This is a genomic window from Gemmatimonadota bacterium, from assembly GCA_016720805.1.
In the GTDB taxonomy this organism is placed as follows: Bacteria; Gemmatimonadota; Gemmatimonadetes; order Gemmatimonadales; family GWC2-71-9; genus Palsa-1233.
Map to the genome: position 1 here is coordinate 158,632 of JADKJZ010000003.1, position 18,130 is coordinate 176,761.

The 18,130-nt window shown below is 66.8% G+C and carries 17 protein-coding genes; 15 read left to right on the forward strand and 2 right to left on the reverse strand.

Annotation, left to right across the window (positions count from 1 at the left end):
* The first annotated feature begins 10 nt into the window (after window positions 1–10).
* The 10 genes from IPP98_05470 (at window position 11) to IPP98_05515 (ending at window position 7,552) form a co-directional block, all read left to right on the forward strand.
* The gene (locus IPP98_05470; GenBank protein ID MBL0178563.1) at window positions 11–448 is read left to right on the forward strand and encodes a VOC family protein; all 438 of its coding nucleotides are present in this window, start codon (window positions 11–13) and stop codon (window positions 446–448) included.
* A gap of 27 nt (window positions 449–475) precedes the next feature.
* Window positions 476–679, forward strand: coding sequence for a hypothetical protein (locus IPP98_05475; GenBank protein ID MBL0178564.1), 204 nt, complete (start codon window positions 476–478; stop codon window positions 677–679).
* 182 nt (window positions 680–861) lie between these two features.
* Window positions 862–1,371, forward strand: a complete 510-nt coding sequence (locus tag IPP98_05480) for a hypothetical protein (GenBank protein ID MBL0178565.1) — start codon at window positions 862–864, stop codon at window positions 1,369–1,371.
* A complete protein-coding gene (locus IPP98_05485) occupies window positions 1,368–1,874 on the forward strand; it encodes a hypothetical protein (GenBank protein ID MBL0178566.1) in 507 nt (168 codons plus the stop codon). The genes IPP98_05480 and IPP98_05485 overlap by 4 nt, the downstream gene beginning before the upstream one ends.
* Before the next feature lie 90 nt (window positions 1,875–1,964).
* Window positions 1,965–2,942 (forward strand): hypothetical protein, encoded by a 978-nt coding sequence (locus IPP98_05490; GenBank protein ID MBL0178567.1) that lies wholly within the window; start codon window positions 1,965–1,967, stop codon window positions 2,940–2,942.
* Window positions 2,943–3,129: 187 nt separating this feature from the next.
* Window positions 3,130–4,233, forward strand: a complete 1,104-nt coding sequence (locus IPP98_05495; protein MBL0178568.1) for a hypothetical protein — start codon at window positions 3,130–3,132, stop codon at window positions 4,231–4,233.
* 45 nt (window positions 4,234–4,278) lie between these two features.
* Window positions 4,279–5,241, forward strand: coding sequence for a hypothetical protein (locus tag IPP98_05500; protein ID MBL0178569.1), 963 nt, complete (start codon window positions 4,279–4,281; stop codon window positions 5,239–5,241).
* Window positions 5,242–5,323: 82 nt separating this feature from the next.
* Window positions 5,324–5,593, forward strand: coding sequence for a hypothetical protein (locus tag IPP98_05505; protein ID MBL0178570.1), 270 nt, complete (start codon window positions 5,324–5,326; stop codon window positions 5,591–5,593).
* Window positions 5,594–5,676: 83 nt separating this feature from the next.
* Window positions 5,677–6,942 (forward strand): hypothetical protein, encoded by a 1,266-nt coding sequence (locus IPP98_05510; protein ID MBL0178571.1) that lies wholly within the window; start codon window positions 5,677–5,679, stop codon window positions 6,940–6,942.
* Window positions 6,943–7,069: 127 nt separating this feature from the next.
* Window positions 7,070–7,552: a 6-bladed beta-propeller gene (locus tag IPP98_05515; GenBank protein ID MBL0178572.1), complete on the forward strand. Its 483-nt coding sequence runs from the start codon at window positions 7,070–7,072 to the stop codon at window positions 7,550–7,552.
* On the opposite strand, the gene IPP98_05520 is transcribed toward IPP98_05515, so the two are convergent.
* Together IPP98_05520 and IPP98_05525 are read right to left on the reverse strand one after the other, a co-directional pair.
* A protein-coding gene (locus IPP98_05520) for an IS3 family transposase (GenBank protein ID MBL0178573.1) occupies window positions 7,521–8,677 on the reverse strand; the annotation gives its coding sequence in 2 pieces (ribosomal slippage) (window positions 7,521–8,425 and window positions 8,425–8,677; 1,158 coding nt in all). The genes IPP98_05515 and IPP98_05520 overlap by 32 nt on opposite strands.
* Before the next feature lie 417 nt (window positions 8,678–9,094).
* Entirely contained in the window at window positions 9,095–12,409 is a 3,315-nt protein-coding gene (locus IPP98_05525) for a class I SAM-dependent DNA methyltransferase (protein MBL0178574.1), read from the reverse strand.
* A gap of 119 nt (window positions 12,410–12,528) precedes the next feature.
* Here IPP98_05525 and IPP98_05530 point away from each other — a divergent pair, with 119 nt between their 5' ends.
* The 5 genes from IPP98_05530 (at window position 12,529) to IPP98_05550 (ending at window position 17,244) form a co-directional block, all read left to right on the forward strand.
* Window positions 12,529–13,173 (forward strand): response regulator transcription factor, encoded by a 645-nt coding sequence (locus IPP98_05530; protein ID MBL0178575.1) that lies wholly within the window; start codon window positions 12,529–12,531, stop codon window positions 13,171–13,173.
* 172 nt (window positions 13,174–13,345) lie between these two features.
* Window positions 13,346–13,573, forward strand: a complete 228-nt coding sequence (locus IPP98_05535) for a hypothetical protein (protein MBL0178576.1) — start codon at window positions 13,346–13,348, stop codon at window positions 13,571–13,573.
* 624 nt (window positions 13,574–14,197) lie between these two features.
* On the forward strand, window positions 14,198–15,211 hold the full coding sequence (locus IPP98_05540) for a hypothetical protein (protein ID MBL0178577.1): 1,014 nt from the start codon (window positions 14,198–14,200) through the stop codon (window positions 15,209–15,211).
* A 41-nt stretch (window positions 15,212–15,252) separates the two neighbouring features.
* Entirely contained in the window at window positions 15,253–16,320 is a 1,068-nt protein-coding gene (locus IPP98_05545) for a 6-bladed beta-propeller (GenBank protein MBL0178578.1), read from the forward strand.
* Window positions 16,321–16,467: 147 nt separating this feature from the next.
* Window positions 16,468–17,244 carry a hypothetical protein gene (locus IPP98_05550; protein MBL0178579.1) on the forward strand — a complete coding sequence of 259 codons (777 nt, stop codon included), beginning with the start codon at window positions 16,468–16,470 and terminating at the stop codon, window positions 17,242–17,244.
* Window positions 17,245–18,130 lie beyond the last annotated feature (886 nt).

An 18,130-nucleotide genomic window follows, 5' to 3' on the forward strand; every position in this document is an offset into this window, starting at 1 on the left:
CGAGCCTCTGATGACCGTTTCCCGCATGGACAACGTCGGCATAGTCGTCGCCGACCTCGACGCCGCGATCGCCTTCTTCGTCGAGCTTGGCCTCACGCTCGAGGGGCGGATGCCGATCGACGGCGAGTGGGCCGGCCGCGTGACCGGCGTGCGCGGGCAGCGCGTCGAGATCGCCATGATGCGGACGCCCGACGGCCACAGCCGCCTCGAGCTCTCGCGCTTCGACGCCCCCAGGATCGCCTCCGATCACCGCACCGCGCCGGTGAACTCGCTCGGCTACCTGCGAGTGATGTTCACGGTCACGGACCTCGCCGACACCCTCGCGCGCCTCCGCCCCCTCGGCGCCACAGTGGTCGACGAGGTGGTCGACTACGAAGGGATCTACCGGCTCTGCTACATCCGCGGACCGGAAGGGATCCTGATCGGATTGGCCCAGGAGCTGCGGTGAACTACTCGAACAGCGTCATGCTGGCGGGTGAGCCCGACCGATTCGGTGGAGGCGTTCTGGTCAACCGGCTTCGTGGGCACGACGCTGATGCTGAAGGTGCACGGCGACACGCTCATCGGCACGGCGACGGCGTCCACCGATGTCCGGGGCGGGCCGCCCGACCCGACGGCGAGCGCACGAGCGGTGCGGGTGGCGTGTCCGGCGGTGATGGGTTTGATAGGGGATAGCTGAGAGGCAAGGGGGGCGCCTCCGACCTGTCATCCCGAGCGCAGCGAGGGACCTGCGTACTCGCGAGCGGGCCGAGCCCCAGCCCATCCACGATTACGCAGGTCCCTCGCTGCGCTCGGGATGACATGTCTTTCCGCCTGCGCCGTACGTTCAATCGGACACGCACCCGAGAGTCAATCATGTTCATGCGCACCACCCGCGCGGCATTCGTGACCGCCCTGACCTGGGGTGTGGTGTGGGCCGGCGTGGGCGCCCTCATGGGCCTCTATCAGCTCATGCGGGCGCCGGCCGGGCCCTGGCCCTCCCCCCTGCTGAACATCCTCGCCCTTGCGGTCGGCGGACCGATGCTGATCCTCGGCGTCGCCGGCGTGCTGAGCGGCGCGACCTTCGCCATACTGATGTCCGGCGCCGAGCGCGGCAAGTCGCTCAGTGGACTCGCGGCGTGGCGCGCCGGGGTCTGGGGTGCGCTCGGTGGCCTGGCCTTCTCTGCCGGAATGATCGCACTCATGGCGAATCAGTTCGGACTCGACGACCCCGCCACGCAGTTGGCCTTCTGTTGGGTTGTCACGGCCACCACGCTCGGTGTGATCAGTGCCGCCGGTTCCCTCGCGATCGCCCGCAAGGGGAGCCCCGGACTCCTCGAAGAGGCGGCGGAGATGCAGCGACTCAGCGGCGCCCGCGAGAACGGCGGATGATCTGGCGCCTGCTCCGGCGCGTCCTCCTCTGGCACGCGGTCGGCATCTTCCTTGGCGGCCTGGGCCTTGCCCTCGGGTACTTCACGGCGGCCCTCCTCGGCGGGACCACCGGCTCCGAGCTGATCGCTGCGTTCACGTACATGGGCGTGTACGCCCTCATTGCGTTCACGGCGTTCACGCCGGTGGCGGTCGTGCTGCTGGCGGCGTGGAGCTACGGCACGGCGAGGCTGCCGAGCCTTGAACCGCCGGCGCTGTTCCGCCGGCTGCTCGTGCTGTCGGCTGTCGCAGCGCTGCTGACACTTCCAGTGGCGGTCGGCACCATCCTGGTATTGGGAATGGACAGTGGCCGCGATCCCGGATCGCCGCTGATGCGTGTGACGGGGATGGTCGTCCGCGAGTGGCGAATGCTCTTCACCTTCTTCCCGGCGGCGTTTGGTTGGTTCGTTGTGCCGAGGATGCTGGTGCCGTCGCTGCGGGGGCGGTTCGGGGTGGAGGAGGGATAGCGTTCCCCGCCCGTGGGTGCAGCCCGGCCGACGGGGCCTCCGAAGTGGGTACCTCAATCAGAAAGCGACCGATCCGCCAAAGAGGTCCGCATGGAAATCGAATCCCGGCACCACGGGCTCTGGATCTGCGGGGGGCTGCTGGCTGGAACCTGTCTCATCGGATTGAAGGCGCCGGCGTTGGCGGCGGCCGAGCCGGTGTCTGCGGCGGCACTCGTTCCAGCGGCCACGAGCAACGCAGTGCGCGACACCGTCGCCCGCACCCCAGACGGCTGCGCGGCGATCCATCTGGTCATCACCGCGACCACCGTCTCGGCGGCGTACCCCGACCTGAAGAGCTGTGGCGCCGGTGTCGTCCTCCGGCCTGCGGGTCCTGTGAAGTTGGAGCGCGGGGCGAAGCGGTGGCGACTGACGTTGCGCGTCGCGTGGCTCAACACGACCGGCGCCCCGATGGAGGGCGCACGCCGGCTGATCCTTGCGCCGGATTCCGGCATCGTCCTCCTCCCGATCGCCAGCTACGGTGTGGACCCGACGCCGGTGAACGCCACGGGGGTGATTGGTGGCGCGTTCTACTGGAACGTGGGCGGGGCCACAACAATGTCGGGGACTATTGGCCTCGACGCGTTGGTCGTGCTCGACATCCCCGTCGGGACGGAGCAGCTCTTGTTGCGTTTCGGCGGAGAGCAGCTGGCTCCGTCGGTCGGGCGTCCTCCGGTGCCGAGCGGGTGGTTTGCGCCGACGGATGCGACTCTCGCCGTCGTCAACACCGATGCAGAGGGCGGAGCGAAGGTCTACCTGACCTTTCTGGCCGTCCGGTTCCGCCCGATGGCGACTGCGGAACAGGTGCGGGCCGCGCTTCGGAGTCGGCGGGCCATCATTGTCGGTGGAAGCTCGGGCGGGCTACTCGGTGTCCCATCGTACCTGGTTCAGATTCCAAACCCGGGGTCGTTCGAGGGACTGAAGGCGGTCATCGTTGCACTTGCCGCCGAGCCGGGGGTTACCCGGGTGGGAAAGCAGTACTACGGGTCGACGATCGTTCCGCGAACCCGGTCCCCCGCCCGTCCTCGTTAGACCCGTGACGGCCTTCGTTGGGTGGGATGGCGTCGGTGGTGCCCCACCCGTCACCGGGTCGCGGTAGCTTCAAGAGATCTCCCCAATCGGCTGGTACCCGAACGCGCCCCCGGTTGCGACCGCGAGCGGTGACCTCCGCTTTCCAACAGTTCCCCGACGCACGGCATGACCCGTGGAGGTGCTCCCCTTGATCAGCTCCCCCAGCGGACGCCTGCTCGCAGCGCTCCTGATCGCCGTCGCGGCCTGCAGCGGTGATACCTCCCAGCGTCCCAAGGACCATCAGGCGGCCCAAGGGCCCACGTTGCATCTGGTTGATTCGGTGCGGCTTGAGGAGCGGCCTGATGCGTTCATCGGGATGCCCATCGCGCTCAGCGTCCTGGAACACTCCAGGCAGTTGGTCATCGGCGATGCGATGTCCGGGCGGATCTTCCGCTTCGCGTCGAGCGGTGCGTTGCAGGCGGTTCAGGGCGGGCAGGGGACAGGGCCCGGAGAGTTCACGGCACCTGGCCCGGCGGTTGAACTGCCCGACGGTACCATCGCGGTATCTGATTTTGCGACCGATCGCCTCATCCTCCTCGAGCGCGATGGGACGGAGCGCTCGCGTATCGGGGTCGCGGGACTCGCCTTCTCGCTCGCGACGGATGGCGCGACCATCTATGCGGGGCGCCTTGCACGCCAGGCACCATGGACGGCCGCGATCAGGCTCGACGCCGCAACGGGCGTCTGGACTCCTCTTGGGGTTGCCCCCGGGCCGTACGGTGAGGCTCCGCAGTTGCGGGTCGCGCATCCGTATGTGTCGGTGGCGAGGCAGGCGGGCGCACTCTTGGTGGGATTCACGGGTGCGAATCAGCTCGTCCGCGTCGCGGATGACGGAAGCGCCCAGGAACTCCTGATCCCGGCGGTGCGACGGAGGCTTCTCCCCGCGGATCTCGCCGCCCGGTTCTCGAAGCCGCTCCCCGATTCCGTGATCGCGGAGATGGCATCCGTGCTCACGGGGCTGCACCCGATCCCCTCCGGGGAGGTCGTGACCGTGCATCTCGACACTCGCCTGCGCGGGCGACGGCTCGAGGCGGCTGGGTGGGTCTCGCTCCTTGACGTGGCGGGGAAGCGCGCCTGTGTTGATGCGGTGCTGCCGGTCCGTGGCGTCGGCAAGCCGCTCACCGCGGTCCTGCACGATACCCTCCTGGTCATGGAGCAGGTGGCGGAAGGAGGGGAGACGGCGCCGCGTGCGATGGTCTACAAGTACCTCGTGTCCCGCGATGGATGCGACTGGCAGCCGTTGCCACGCTAAGGAGCGCACCATCAGAGGTTCCCCCGTGCCGGTGAGGAGGTCGTGATGGCGCTCACATCCGCAAGTCGCCTCCGCGCTGCGCACCAGCTGCTCGCGGCATGCCTCACGGCGACCCTCCTCCCGGCGACGGCAGGCGCCGAGCGGTGGATCGCTCGCGACACTGGACGGGACGCACCGCAGGGCATGCGCCCCGACACCGTCGCCCGCACCCCCGACGGCTGCGCGGCGATCCATGTGGTCATCACCACGACCACCGTCTCGGCGGCATACCCCGACCTGAAGAGCTGCGGTGCCGGTGTCGTCCTCCGGCCTGCGGGGCCTGTGAAGTTGGAGCGTGGCTCGGAGCGGTGGCGACTGTCGTTGCGCGTCGCCTGGCTCAACACGACCGGGTCCCCGATGGAGGGTGCACGCCGGCTGATCCTTGCGCCGGATTCCGGCATCGTCCTCCTCCCGCTCGCCAGCTACGGTGTGGATCCGACGCCGGTGAACGCCAAGGGGGTGATTGGTGGCGCGCTCTACTGGACCGTGGGCGGGGGAACGACTGCGCCAGGCGAACGCGGTCGCGACGCGGTGATCCGCGTCGATCTTCCCGTTGGCACCCAGCAACTCCTGCTGCGGATGACCGGGGACGGTCTGGCGCCGTCGGTGGGGCGGCCGCCGGTACCGAGCGGTTGGTGGGGGCCGAGTGACTCAACGCTGGCTGTCGACAACACCGACTCGTACGGGGCCACGAGAGTCTTCCTCCACGTGCTGGACATCCAGTTCGAACCGTCCGCCACTCCGGATCAGGTGCGGGCTGTGCTGCGCGGTCAGGACGCCGTCATCGTCGGGGGGAATTCTGGAGGACTCACGGGGATTCCCTCGTATGTCGTGCAGATCCCCAATCCGGGGAGCTTTCAGGGACTCAAGGCGGTGATTGTGGCGCTTGCCGGGCAAGCAGGCGTGAAGAGCGTCGCGAAGTCCTACTTCGGGTCGACGATCGCGCCTCGCTCCGTGAGCCGTCCTTAGCCATCGAATCGCGGCGGGGGTGGTGCCACGCCTGTCGTATTCTCGTAGTAGCTTGGAAGGGACCCTCCCGCTGGAGCATGCCGTGACGCATTCCGAAGTCCGCCATCTGCTCGCTGGCATCATGGTCTTGTCGTCGCTGTTCGTGCTGGGCAGCGCGGCGTGGGCGTACCGCGCGCGGCGGCTGTGGCGGGGCACCGCACTGATGGGTGGCGGCTGCCTGCTGATGGGGCTGGTGGGAATCGCGACCGAGTCGCGCGACGAGCTCGGCGGGACGCTGACGATCGTGGCGGGGATGATCGTGGTGGCAGGGAGTCTGACGGAGCGGCGTGAAAAGAAGATGGGAGTGGGGTGAACGTGGTGGTGATGGCAGCGGGGGGAATATTCTCTGCAGTACGATGCCCACCGCCCCAAGCACGCGTCTGCCGCAGTCGGGGCGTGACGCGGCTGTGCACACTGGGTATCGCCGCCTTCATGGCAGGAGCACCGCTCCTCGGGCTCGCCGCACAGCGTCCTGGACCTTCGACGGTTGTCGTGCCGGTGAAGCGGCTGGAGGCGGGAGTCACCGTGCTCACGCACGATCGTGCTGCCTTCGCCCGCGCCGCGCAATTCACCATTGCCACTGCACCAGAAGCTGTGTTTGGCGGAACCGACGGAGACCCGGCCTACGACCTGACTGGCGTGACGAGCGTCGTGCTGCAGGCCGATGGCGGGATCGCGGCCTGGACCAGCGCCCAACACCTCGTCGTGTTCAACCCCGATGGAACTGCCAGACGGATCGTCGGGCGCCGGGGCCAGGGCCCGGGGGAGTTCGCAGGCGCGCGTGAGTTGCTGGCGTTGGCTGCGGACACCTTGCTCGTGACGGACTACTCCAATGTCAGGATGAGTTGGCTCCTGCCGTCGAAGGGTGTCGTACGGACGGAGTCATTGCAGGGTCGCCTCCCGGCACTGGTCCAGAGACCGGCCGGAGTATTGCCGCGCGGACGTGTGGTCATGACTTCGGCCGGAATATGGACTCCGTCAACGCATCCACCGAGTGGCGCCTTCCGCACTGGGGCCTCAATCGTCGTCGTTCCGCTGCGGGGTCCGGCGCCGGTCATTGCGACAGTTCCGGATGTCCAGCTCAAGACGGTGCAGACCAATTTCAATGGCCGTCCGGGAGTGATGGCGGACTATGTCCGGTACGGTGCAACAGCCCACGTGGTCGTGTGGGATACGTTGATCGCGACGGCCACTGGTGAGGCCTACCAGATCGACCTCCGAAATGGCGAAGGGCGGGTTGTCTCACGAATACGGATCACCGCCCCTCGGCGAGCCGTCACGCCCGCGATGCGGAACGCTCGAATCAAGGAGGAAGTGGATCGCCTCCGCCAATCCCTTTCCCGTGGGGAAGGGACGCGCGACCCCATCGAAGCGGAGCGGCTGTTCCGGGTCGCGCCAATTGCGGATTCGCTCGCCGCCTGGGCCGGCGTGTTGGTCGCACCCAACCGAACGCTTTGGCTCCTGGACCCGATCGTGCCATCCGACACGGGGTGGACGGCAACCGCCCTCCGCCGTGACGGCGCAATCATTGGTCGCCTCCACGGACCTGGGCGAGCGATCCCGGTCGCGTTTGGCGACGACCGTGTCGTGCTCAGATCCGCTGATGCCGATGGAGTCGTGATGCTGGCGATCCACCGCATTGTCCGTGCGCCGTCGCGCTGAGGCCTCGCCACCGTCGCCGCGAGCACCCTTGGGCGGTAGCCCTTCCCACAGTCGCGCCTGACGCAGGCGCAGCATCGCACTCCCTGGAACAGCACGCACCGCACGAGGATCGACCATGAACGCAGGAATGCCACGCTTCTCACTGACACTGGGCGCCTGCCTCGCGCTGATGGCACCGCAGGCAGTGACCGCGCAGGTCAGCACCCGCCTCGTCCCGATTCAACGCTTCGGGTGGGAGGACCCCGCCGGTCCGGATGGTCGTGCCACGCCGGCACAGCGCCGTCTCGATGGCGGCATGCTGAGCCAGGTCGTCGATCTCGCCGAGGGTGCGGATGGGAGCCTGTACGTGCTCGACCGGGGTGGATTCAAGGTGGTGGCGTTCGACGCCAAGGGAAATGTGAAGCGCGTCATTGGGCACGGTGAGGGAGAAGGCCCGGGCGAGTGGGTCGCTCCGACCAGTCTGACGCTCTCCGATGCGGGCGAACTCTTCGTGCTCGACCAGAAGCAATCGCGCGTCACGGTCTTTGACACCACGGGAAAGCTCAGTCTGAGCTGTACCCGATTCGGTGGACGCTTGCCTAAGCTACTTGAGACTGTTCTTCATACCTGATCGGACTCATGTACCCGAGTGTCGAGTGGCGCCGCGTCGGATTGTAGAAGCGCTCGATGTAATCGAAGACATCCGCCCGGGCCGCGTTGCGCGTGCGATAGAATTTGCGGGCCGTCCGCTCCGTCTTCAGCGACGAGAAGAAGCTTTCCATCGCCGAGTTGTCCCAGACATTCCCCGAGCGACTCATGCTGCACGTCACGCCCAGCTCGCGCAGCAGCCGTTGGAAGGTGTCCGCCGTATACTGGCTGCCTCGATCCGAGTGATGGAGAATCGCCTCACTGCGACCGCGGCGCCAGATGGCGGTCAGCAGCGCATCGGTGACCAGCTGCGTGGTCATCTCCGACTGCATGGCCCAGCCGACGATGCGGCGCGAGAAGAGATCCATCACGACCGCGACGTAGAGCCACCCCTCGGCCGTCCAGAGATACGTGAAGTCGGCGACCCACTTCTGATTCGGCGCCGTCGCCACAAACTGCCGATCCAGGACATTGGCCGCTGGCGCGACACTGGGCCGCGCGCCGCGATCGGGCGGCAGGCCACGACGTCGCGGGCGAGCGCGCAGCGCCTGGGCCCGCATGAGGCGCTCGACCTGGCGTCGCCCCACGGGATGGCCCGCCTCGAGCACATCGCGCCACACGCGCCGTGCGCCGTAGGTCCGATCGCTCGCGACGAAGCTCTGCTGGACGGCGGGGGCCACCCGCGCATGGCGCTGGGCCCGCACACTCGGCGCCCGCCCCAGCCACGCGTAGAAGCCACTGCGCGACACACCGAGCGTGTCGCAGAGGACCGGGACCGGCCACGTCGCTCGGTGCTTTACCACGAAGCCGAACTTCACATCGACTCCTTGGCAAAGTACGCCGCGGCTTTTTTTAGGATGTCGCGCTCCATGCGCAGCTTGGCCACCTCGCGGCGGAGCCGGGTCAGCTCGGCGGCCTCCGGCTTTTGCTGGCCCTCGCCCGGGAAGGCGTGCCGCGGATCGGCCTCGTGCTCGCGGACCCATTTGCGCAGGGTATTCAGGTGGAGCCCGAGATCGCGGGCGCCCTGGGCCATGCTGACCCCACGCTCGGTCACCAACCGTACCGCCTCGAGCTTATACTCTCGACTGAACCGCCGTCTGGCTGTCATCCCTACCTCCGGTTTGAATAAGAACACCTAGATGAGGTGTCCTCCAAACCGGGTACAGCTCACTCTATCAAGGCTGGATCACGCATGTGGAGATTGGCAAGGACGGCGATCTGGAGCAGTTGGTGCTGGAAGGTGCTCGTCGGGGCCGAGGACGTGGTGACGGATTCGAATGGGTGGATGTGCCTGGCGATAAGTTCGTGATCGCCGGTTCGAGCGTTCACTCAATCAATCTACGGTATATCGTCGTCTCTCGAAGGCCGTTGCTAGGGGGCAAGCAACCCCGATTGCCCATGCTGGTGGCCTGGGGACGGAGTTTCCTCTTTCAAGAACCATAGCGTGGTCCATCCGTAGCCACTTCGTAACCGCTGGTCATCTTGAAACGGCGATACGACACGCTGGACGAACCGCTCGGATCCCCTACCCCCCAAACCTCCCCGCCACCTCCCTGACCTCCCCCAGCATCGACAGCGTCTCCAGGTGCCGCCCCACCAGCGGCCGGTCCGCACCCGCAAACGCCGCCGCAGCCTCCGCCTCGGTCAGCGGGGCCCGCCCCACCAGCGCCTGCAGCGCCGCCAGCTGCTCCACTGCCGTCGCGGGCCACGGCACCAATGCCACCGGGGCAACCTCCGCGACCAGCTCCGATGCCGGCAGCTCCAGCTCCGCCACATGGTCCGGCGCGAACCGCGGGATCTGATACTCCGGCCTCAGCCAGCGGATCACCCCGCGCTGCTCCTCGGCCACGCGCTCGTCGTGTAACGCCACCAACCGCTCGAGGACCTCCTCCTTCTCCATCGGCCAGGGCCAGCCATACGCCTCGGCGACCAGCGCGTCGAGCTCGTCGTGCATGTCCCGCAGGATGCCGCATGCCGCGACTTCGTGAATCGCCCGCTCCTTCGGCGTCAGCGCCTCGCCCGAGCGGAGCTTCTCGACCACGTTGTACATCCCCGTCATCGTCACCCGCTCGTCACGTGCGATCGCGTCCTTGCGATGCTGATCGAGCTTCTCGGCGAGTGCGCCAATCCGATCACTGAGCTCCGAAGTGGCATCGGGAAAGGGGAACGCGTCGAAAGATGGACCCTTCGCATACGTTGGGTCGTTGCCGACGCCCAATCTGCCGCCTGAGGCCAATGCCCATGCGGTGTGAAGCCCGCTCGAAAGCACGCCTAGGATCCACGGCGAGCTTAAGGCGAAGCAAATGAGCTTGCTGTCCGGGGCCACGGTGGTATCGAGGAACGTGAAGAACCTGTGGCGCGAGGTCTTCACCGTGGCTACATATCTCGGAATAGAGAAAAGCGCATCTCGGAGAGATGGACGCGGCTCCGCAAATCGCCACCAGTACTTCCGATAGCTCAATCGTGCATTCGAATCTCGCTGGGGCTTGACGCGGGTTCGGATTAGATCGAAGGCGACAGGATATGCCCGTGCTTCCGCCTCATCCATTAGCCCAAAGTCGATGATGAATGAGCCGCGCGGCCGTTGCGCGAGGTCACGGCCGTTGAGGTAAGGTCGTATCACGTCGGCCTGGTTAGGGCTGGACGTGAGAACCGATCCCGCTTCCTCGGGTTCGAGAATGAATCCGAGTCCATTGGGGTCAAAGCCGTTCGACGAGATACCCGCGTTAGCAAGTAGCTCAGTTTCGGAACCGGTCGCGACATCTGTGCCAGCCGAGAAATCGGAGTTCAACGAAGGTGCGCGGACTGTGCAGATCGGCTGGCCATCCTGATCAACCAGGATGAGGGTGGCAAGACCTGCCGGACGGGCGATGACGGACATCGCAACCCGTACTGCCGCACCGTCTGCCTCATCGACCCACGGATGGTTGGGGATGGCCCATACCGTTGATGCTCCGCTAACCGCAGCCGCGGAAATGACACTACGATTCTGGCCCTGGGTGATCGACTTCGTCGTGATCAGGCCAGCGCGAAAACAGGTTGAGTCGGCGACGGATTCAGCAGCCCGATACCACCAATAGGTGACGAGGTCCGCTGTATTGGGCAGGTTCGGGTAACAAGCGCGGAGCGCCTCAACGTAGCCGTCCCCCAACGCTTGCCGCTGCCGTGCCTGCCCCAAATACGGCGGATTCCCCACGATGAAATCCGCTTCCGGCCACTCCGCCTGCCGCGCCCCCACATACTCTAAGTATGGGAGCTTCGCCGCCGGGTCCGGGACCAGCTCGCCCGTGACCGGGTGGACCAGCCGCGGCGTCGGGTCCGGCCGGTCCTTCTCCGGCCGATGCACCGTGGCGTCCCACGCCAGGATCGCGTCGCGACACTCGATCGTCCCGGTGTCCTCGAGGATCGGCACCGGCGGCGTCCGCCCCCCGTGCGCCTCGCGCCAGAACTGGTGATACCCGATCCAGAGCGTCAGCTCGGCGATCTCCCGCGCCCACCAGTTGACCTCGATCCCGTGGAACTGCCGCGGATGCACCTCGTCGAGGACCAACCCCTCCTGCCCCCCATGGAGCCGAGCCAGCTCGCGCAGCACCTCGAGCTCGATCCGCTTGACCGCCGCCATCGTCACGTAGAGGAAGTTGCCGCTGCCGCAGGCCGGGTCGAGGAAGCGGAGGGAGCGGAGCCACGCATGATACGCGCGCACCTCCTGCTCGGCTTCTTGGAGGTCCTTCTTCTTGCCTGATGCCTCGAGTTGCGTGACGCGCGCCTGCACCGCGCTCCACCGTTCGCGGAGCGGCTCGACGACCGTCGGCTCGACCAGGCGCTCGATGTACTCGCGCGGCGTGTACTCGGCGCCGAGCTTGTGGCGTTCGGCGGGTTCGAGCGCGCGGACGAGGAGGGTGCCGAAGATCGACGGTTCGACGCCGCTCCACTCAAAGCCGGCGGCCTCGACCAGCAGCTGCACGTCGGCCGGTTCGAGCGGGAGCGATTCGAGGGTGCGGAAGAAGTGCCCGTTGAACTGCTGGATCCGGTCGGCGCCGAACATCCCGCCGGCGTCCATCACCCGCCAGAGCGCGGTGATCGTCTCGGCCACATGGGCGGAGTCGCCCGTCTCGCGCGCGGTCTGCAGGGTGCGCTCGAAGAGCTTCTTCGGGAGGAGCCCGACATCCTCGGCGAAAAAGCAGAAGACGCAGCGCATCAGGAAGCGCGCGACCCGTTCGGGGTCGTGGCCGCGGTCCTCGAAGGCGGCGGCGAGTTCGGCCAGCTTGCCGGCAGTGTCGCGGGTCACCTGCTGCGCCTTCCCCCGGGGGTCGCGAACCTTCGGCTGGGTCCAGATGTCCTGGAGCAGGGCAATGTCGTCCGGCCGATCGGGGAGCTGGTCGAGGAGGATCCGTCGACCGGCCGCGAAGCCGCCGAAGCCGCCGCGCCATCCCTCCCAGATGATCAGCTCGCGGGGGACATCGACGACCATCAGATACGGCGGGATGGTACCGGGTTCCGCGGCGACGTACTGCGTCAGCTGCTTGAACGCCTTCCGGAGTGGGACGTCCTTCGGACCCTCGCCGCCGCCGGTCGCCTTCGCCTCGACGGCGAAGTGCCCGGCCTTCCAGCAGTCGATGAAGTTGGTGGCGAGGTTGCCGTCGGCAGTGATCACCTTGACCGGCTGTTCGAAGCAGTAGGTCCCCTGCTCGTGCGGCGCGGGCTGGTCGACGCCGAGGGCGTCGCAGAAGTCGCGGAACCAGGACTGGAAGGCCTGGCGCTCGCCGAGGGTGGAGGTGGCCCAGCGCTCGGCGAGGGTGCGGAGGGCGGGGGCGACCTCGGCGGGGGTGGGCAGGGGCATGGAGGAGGATCGCAGGGGAAGGGCGTGGGGGGAAGGGGTGGCGGTGGTGGTGCGCCGTTTGTCGCCGGCTCGTGGTATGGTTGAAGGGATCCCCCTGACCCTTCACCCGACGAGCCCGTATGAGCAGCCGCACGCGTGTTCTGGTGGCCGATGATTCCCCGCTCTTCCGCGACCTTCTGGAGCGGGATTTGGCGTCGAAGTACGAGATCGTCGAGGGCGCCTCGACGCTGGCAGAGGTCGATGCGGCCCTTGCCCGCGGCCCGATCGATGTCGCGCTGATCGACCTCGCCTGGCGCGACGAGGGCGCGTGCCTGCCGCGGATGCGGTACTGGCAACAGCTTCAATCGACTTGCCGAATCGTGATCCTTACCGCCTACGACGAGTGGAGCCTCTGCGAGGCGTCCCTCCAGGCGGGCGCCACCGGGTTTGCCGTCAAGGGCGACCCATTCACGGAGATGATCCTGGCAATCGAGATGGCTTCGCGCGGTGAGCAGTACATCAGCGGCAAGGTGCTGAGGGAGCCTCCGTCCTCGCGCGGCCCCGCCCGTGGCTGCCTGTCGCGGTCGGCGCGACGTGTGCTGGAGTTGCTGGCCGAGGGGTTCACGCAGAAGCAGATCGCGAAGACGCTCGGGTTTAGCGTGCGCACGGTCGAGGATCATGTGAAGGCGATCAAGCGGTACTTCGGGATCGATTCGCGTGCGAAGCCGAATTGGCGCGTGTATGTGACCGGGGTGAATGGAGGGGCGGAGCGGGACGTGGTTTGAGCGTGGTTGTGGTCAGAGGATGCGCTTCGCAGATTGGTTCGATCTGAGGGTCTGGGCACGGCCTGACTGTCTCTCGAAGATGAGGGTGCATTTCAAGCCCCAGCCCCCGGGTCACGCGATGCCGGCCCCCGAATCCCGTTCTCGTCACGAACCAATCTCCAGGAGTACTCCCATGAACCGTTTTGACAAGCTGATGATCAGCTGCCTCGCGCTTGCTGCGATCGCCCTCTCCGGCATCTCAACCGTGCGGCCGGCGTTTGCGGCCGAAGAGGAAGCTCCTCCGGGGAACGTGCAGTGTGGCACCGGTGTGCAGAACAAGTGCGGTCAGAAGTGCACCGAGCGCACTTGGTACGGCGCGTGTGACGTCTGGGAAGATATCTATAATCGAACGGGCAACTGAGCCCTTCTCCAAGACCTCCCACCTAGAGGTCCTACGAGCTCGTTACATCCCCCTGAACTGAGCGGGCGCCGGCATCGCAACCACCCCCCTCACAGTTCTTCCAGTATACTCCAGCAAGGCTAAGGTCCATCATGTGGCGTGCCATACTCGCCCTTGCTACCGCGCTCCTGCTCGCAAATATCGCGATGCTGAGTTCGCAACGTCGCCCAAAGACCTCAATCGCCACGGCATTCACGGGGGGAAGCGACGCTGGCCCGGCGGACAAAAGGGCGACGGTATATGTGGTGTTTCAAGCCGCAGACTGCCAAATTGCGATGCAGAAGCAGATGGCGGTCTGGAATGACATCCACCATCGACAGTTAGCCGATGTAAGAGGAATCCTCTTGGGCGCTCCACCGGACACCGCAATTCGGCGACAAGTTCTCAACGCGGGCGGTGTACATATCCCTGTGCAGGATGGAGCGGCGGGGAAATCGGAGACGCGTTGAGGCAACTCGGCTACTCAACGTCACTCGTCGCAGTTGTTGTCGAGCCGGCCGGCCGAGCGAGGCTGGTCCTTCCATGGCATGCCACTGATTCGATGCAAGTTGCTCGCTTGCTCCACCTCATTGAGCCGGAATCCCAATGATCCAGGACGCTCGCTGGTCCCTCTCCGCAATAGTGCTCGCGCTCGTCGCCTGTGGTGCTGAGCTCACCCCGCAGCGCGGGCCGTGGTCGGACGAACCTGCGTCGACCGAGCAGCGGAAACTTCTCTCCTCAAGCTGGGACACGCTCGCCATTGGTGGCGGCGCTGCGGACAGCTCACTTGGCGAACTCTGGCTGGCTGCCGCAGACTCCTCCATGGTCGTCGTCTGGGACAACATCACCCAGGAGGCGCTGGCCTTCACCCCCGACCTCAAGCCGCTGTGGCGCTTCGGTCGGAAGGGCGCTGGTCCGGGCGAGTTCCGGCAGGCGCGGTCCCTCGCCTTCACGCAGGCCGGCGAGATCCTCGTCTTCGACGTCGCCGCCCAGCGCGTCACTTTCGTCACTCGACAGGGGACCATGCGTGATGCCGTCCTATTGAAGGAATCGGCCGAGCAGGTCAGGCCGATGCACGACGGACAGCTCCTGGGCCTCGCCCCGAACCGGATCGGCACACCGCTCGTCACGATCCCGGCCGATGGGCAGAGTGCTGCCGAACTTCCCCTCCCCTGGTCGGGGTTTGATGCGCTGCACCCGCTGGTCCGCAGCGGATTCATCGCCTCAGACCCTTCCAGTGGTGCGGCGGTGATGGTGATGGCGTACGGCGACGGATGGTTCGGCTTTCCTGGACAGCCCGGCGCGACGTATACGGGGCGCTATGTCGAGCACCAGTTGATGCCCGGAATCCAGGAAAAGGGCGACACCCGACTGATCATGGGTGGAACACTGGCCGGCCAGGCCGTGAGCATCGCCGCCGGCGTGGTGACGGTGCTGCACGAGGGCGCGTCCCCCGAGGCGCGCCGCTGGCTCGATCAATATCGGCTGACCGACGGTCAATATCTCGGCTCCTATCTTCTGCCACGGCGGATCAACGGCTTTGCCTCCATGCCCGACGGTAGCTTTCTCGTTGTCTTCAACGTGCCGAGCCCGACGATCATGCGATTGCGGGCGAAGTAGCGCGCCTGGAATGTGCTCGACCTGATTCGGGAGTCACCCGATTGCTTCGGTCCACGCTCAGTCTTCTTTCAGTACTCCTCCTCGGCGCCACACCGATCAGCGCCCAGAGCACGCCACGCCCCGTCGACAGCCTCGTCTTCGAACGGCTCACCTCCTACGGCCCCGAAGCGCCGCGCCGGCGTACCACCGCCCTCGGCAAGAGCGGCGACGCGCCTCTGATCGGCCTCGCCGCCGTTGCGGCCCCCGGCCCCGGCGGGCGGGTATACGTGCTCGACCAGCTGACGCAGTCCATCTACGTCTACTCCGCCGCCGGCACACCCGAGCGCGTGATCGGACGGTCCGGACAGGGGCCGGGCGAATTCAAGATGGCGTTCGCCTTCGATGTCGCCGCCGATGGCCGATTGGCAGTCCTCGATGACGGCCTCCGACGCGTGACGCTCTTCGACGCGAAGGACGCCGTCATCACCACGCAGCCGCTCGGTGGATACGCCGCGTTCGGGATCGTCCTCGGCACCACCGGCTTCGACCTGCTGCGAGAGTTCGGCCGCACCACCCCGACCGCGCTCGAGTTCGTCCCCACGAACGGCGCCGCACCCCGGCCCTATCTGACGCCAACCCCGCGCGACCGCGCCTTCGCACGTGGCGGATCGCCGGGCTTCCTCGCCCGCGGTGTCGGCAACGAGCTCCTCTACTTCAGCGGCGCTCCCGGGACCTGGGCCGTCATCGATGCCCAGCATCGAGTCAGCGCACGCCGTGGCCTGGAGCTCTTTCCCGAGGCCGATTTCGTGGCACGCGACGAGGGCCGAGGTCCGCCGTTGCTCTACACACCGGCGGGCGTGGTCGGGGGCGGGGTCGTCGGGAATCGAGTCTTCATTGTCTATCTCGTGACCTCGTTCGCCTCCCCCACCGCGCGCGATGTGAAGCAGTCATGGGGCATTGCCCTCTTTGACCGCGACGGCACCATGCGAGCCCGGGGCACCCTACCCGCCGAGTGGGGTCACCCGGGACGGATCCGTGCCGGTCACGGCGACACCATCCTGATCCCGTTCCAGGAGCCGGAACCTCATGTGCGGGCCGTGCGGCTGCGCGTGGTGCCGCACGGGCGGTGAGGGGTGGCAGGGAGGGGCGGTCGATCGTCTGGGGTGGTGGTAGTTTGGACGATGGTGAATCGGGCTATCACGACGCCCAGCGATGGGCGGTCGGGCCCATCGAGTGCCATGGTCGGCCAGGCTCCCAGCAACCCCAGGAGGCGCCCCATGGGTGAACTCAACTCGTCCAAGACCCGGGTCGTCCCGGTGTTCAAGAAGCTCTTCGCTGCGGACCCGTCCGGCGCGAGTTGGCTCCCGGCCGTGATCGGTCTCGGATCTCGCGCGGATCAGGTTCCCGCGCCGGAAGGGCCCCACCGGCTGACGCCGCGGCACGCAGCGACCTGGGGGAAGGACGAATGCGCACTGCCGGCACCGAAGGCGCTGCTCAAGCATCTCGTGCAGATCGTGACACCCGAGCAGGTGAACGCGAGCGGTGCGAAGGGAGAAACGCGCACGAAGCGCGAAGCGTTGGCCCGGCGCGATGCCGCCGTGCTGCATGAGGCGATCGCGCACATCGACGCCGGACACCTCGGCCGCAAGTGGTGGGTGCTCGAAGGGCCGTCCTGCCCCGATGCCACCCTCGAGATGCCCAACGCCGTGATCGTCATCGAGGGCAAGCGCACCGAGGCCACCACGACCTCCAAGACCACCTGGATGCAGGGGCGGAGCCAACTGATCCGGCACATGGATGCCGCGATGGAGCAGTGGCCGAAGAAGCAGGTCTTCGGTCTGCTGATCGTGGAGGGGAATGGCGGTGCGGATGCTGTCGAGGTGCCAGCAGCATGGCGCGGGATGTCCGATGAGCAGACGTCGAAAAGCGTACTCGCCTCAAGCCTGCCGCACCGCACCGCCGCGGAGAAGGCGCTCTTCGCGAAGCGCGACCTCGGCGTGACTACCTGGCAGGCGGTCTGCAAGCAGTTCGGGCTGGCGTGGCCGCCGGGGTGACGGCAAAGGCGGGAAGGGTCCCGTTCCCGTCGCGTCAACGCTCGTACACACCCGGCGAGTCACAATGGTCAGGGCACTCGGTACCGGATCACGCTCTCACTCCCGTCCGCATCTGCTTCGACGCCAACGATCCCGCTCTCGTTCGCCGATATCCCCCTGAATCCACGAGGTAGTGATACTGCGCGGATCCCGGGCCTCCCGCTCGAGACGAGGAGCCACCGACTGGTCGCGTCCTCACCCCAAGGCTGAAGCCACAGGTCGCCGGTGATCCCGATGATGACGGTCCGAACACAGGGAAAGACCTTGGGAACCTCCAGAATCTTTCGCATGGCATCGGCGATCTGGGGCGTTGGTGCGCGGCCGAGATACGCAGCGCGCGCGCTGTCGGCGACTCTCGCGGGAATAGGGATTGCAGGCATGGTGACCCGCCGCACGCTTCCCCGACCGGTTTCAGCCTCCAACGCGGTCAATTGCACTGCGCACTGCCCGGCACCTTCGGCCATACCTCGGGCAAGGACCGGCGCATGCCCGTCCTCCTGGATGATCGGTCGCTCGGTCATGCAGAATGGTTGGGAAACCTGGAATTCCCCGCCGGCGGTCGTTGCTGTTGCCACGCAGTGGTCAGGCGCACTCCAGCCGATCATCCGCTTCACCTGACCATCTGCCCCCACTCGAAGAATTGGACGCCCTCCGACGGGGACGGTCCCTGCCCACTGCGGAATCGACGCCCCGCGTCGGATCGAGACGCGCACGAACGACTCGCCGTCCGGGCTGCGGCCGAGGAGTTCAGGCAATACAAAGAGTGATGGGTCCGGAGTGCCCGGCGGCGGGAGGAGGGGGAACGGCGCCTTCTGGGTACCCAGGAACTTTCCGTTCGAGGTGAACG